The sequence below is a fragment of the Paenibacillus sp. P4_A7 genome (assembly GCF_056402455.1).
On the sequence record NZ_JBFUHJ010000801.1, the window covers coordinates 1 to 1,164 of the forward strand.

The 1,164-nt window shown below is 40.6% G+C and carries 1 protein-coding gene and 1 pseudogene; both read right to left on the reverse strand.

What is annotated here, in order from left to right:
• Positions 1 to 395: 395 nt before the first annotated feature.
• Complete coding sequence (locus AC1DWN_RS34105; protein ID WP_477563242.1) at positions 396 to 770, reverse strand: hypothetical protein; 375 nt, start codon at positions 768 to 770, stop codon at positions 396 to 398.
• Positions 771 to 871: 101 nt separating this feature from the next.
• Positions 872 to 1,164, reverse strand: a pseudogene (locus AC1DWN_RS34110) (hypothetical protein); the annotation flags it as partial.

Consider the following 1,164-nt stretch of genomic DNA (forward strand, 5'->3'; position numbering starts at 1 on the left):
GGCTTAACCTATACTTACCGTTTCGTTGTACGAGTTTTGGCTTATTCGCAGGATTTCAAAGAAAGCACGGAGTACCGGATACATTGAACCAAAGGGCACCGACCCGTACCGTTAGCAAGACCGGCCTCCACCCCTTGGATAGGCGTAACGAAGGAATGAGAGGGCACTGACCCGTTAAGACATGGGAGTGAAAACCTCCAAGGGCGGCGTGGAGAATGCGTGCAGTAAATGGAATTATGTGGGACGGATAAATCCCCCCCCTCTATTCCCGTGCGCCTTCATGTTGCCGAAGTCTACTACGGAGTCCCCCTCTTTGTCTTTCATCTATATCCAACCGGGCGAAATCCTGCGAATAAGCGAGCATTCGTGAGTAAATCATATCGTACCAAGGGAGTTTAATGTTCTGTTAGATATTTCTTCGCTTTTTCAATATCCTGTGTTTGCAGAACAACTTCATCTTTATTAAGTATAAGATACGTAGGGAATTTTTTTACTCCCAGAGCATCTGCCCATTGTTTATTTCTCTCTTGGTTATAATCCCATAGTTGAACTTGGAATCCTTTTTGCAAATCTGGTAAGGAGTTCTGAAAAAGATTTAGTTCATCCCCTAATTTCCTAACATCTTCTTGGTAATAAAAAACGTGAAGGGCATATTTCCATTCCTTTGCAGGCAATAAATTCTGAACCACTTCATCTTTGCTTGGATTACATCCAGCAAGTAATAAACAGTTGCCGAATAAAATCAAGACTACAAAGTATTTTCTAAACAATAGCAAACACCTCCAAATATCTATACTTAATTATCAGGAAAATGTTGCACCAACTTTTGCGTTATCCTGCCCGTTAGTTCAACAGCTAAACGTATTTTTATTTACTCTTGAATAATAGAAGACAAGATACTGTCTGAGTACTCCAACCAATTAAACATAAAAGTATCTACGTTCAAAGGTTTTATTGTTTCTCCATCTTCAAGACTAAAGTTACTCCAGATAATATTTTCTCCTTCACGCCTTATGGAAACTGTAATCGCCCCACAGCCCAAGTCAGCACACATGGGGCATACAAAAAGAAAATATCTCCGACTGTCCAATTCAGAAGGAGTCTTTAGCAACAACTTTTCCATTTCCTCTTGTTGAGCTTCCTCTCCCTTATGTTGCAGTACAG